Origin of the sequence: Saccharopolyspora taberi (assembly GCF_039534165.1) — a bacterium.
In the GTDB taxonomy this organism is placed as follows: Bacteria; Actinomycetota; Actinomycetes; order Mycobacteriales; family Pseudonocardiaceae; genus Saccharopolyspora_D; species Saccharopolyspora_D taberi.
Map to the genome: position 1 here is coordinate 1 of NZ_BAAAUX010000023.1, position 572 is coordinate 572.

Here is a 572-nt window from a genome sequence, read left to right on the forward strand (position 1 = left end):
GGCGTCGACGTCGAAGGCCCCTACAAGCCCGACCACTACCGCTACTGAACAGCGGAACGCGCCGAACGCAGGCAAACCGAGTGATGCCACCCCGTCGACAGGAGGCTGGGGCCCAATGAACACGATCGCACTCGAAATGGTCCCGCCGGACCTCGACCACGGCGTGGACAGGGCGGTGGAGGAAGGCCGCAAGGTCGCCGGGCTCGCCCGCTCCTCCGGGCTGGCCGGGCGGATCAGGCACGTGATGATCCCCGGCATCATCCAGGAGGACGGCGACCGCCCGGTCGACTTCCGGCCCAAGATGGACGTCATCGACTTCTGGCGCACCATCCGGCCGGAACTCGACGGGATGCGCGGACTCTGCACGCAGGTCACCGCCTTCCACGACGAACAGCAACTCGGTGAACGCCTGCGCAGCCTGCGCGAGGCCGACATCGACGGCATCGCCTTCGTCGGCGTGCCGCGCAACATGAGCGACGGTGAGGGGCCCGGCGTGGCCCCCACCGACGCCCTCACCAAGTTCCAGGACGTCGTCCCGCACCGCGGGTCGATCCTGATCCCGACGCGGGAAG

1 protein-coding gene is annotated in these 572 nt (G+C 69.1%); it reads left to right on the forward strand.

Translation table 11 applies throughout. The features are described from left to right. Window positions 1-115 precede the first annotated feature (115 nt). The coding region (locus tag ABD691_RS26390) for a mycobacterial-type methylenetetrahydrofolate reductase (protein ID WP_344684196.1) at window positions 116-572 on the forward strand (457 nt) is incomplete at its 3' end.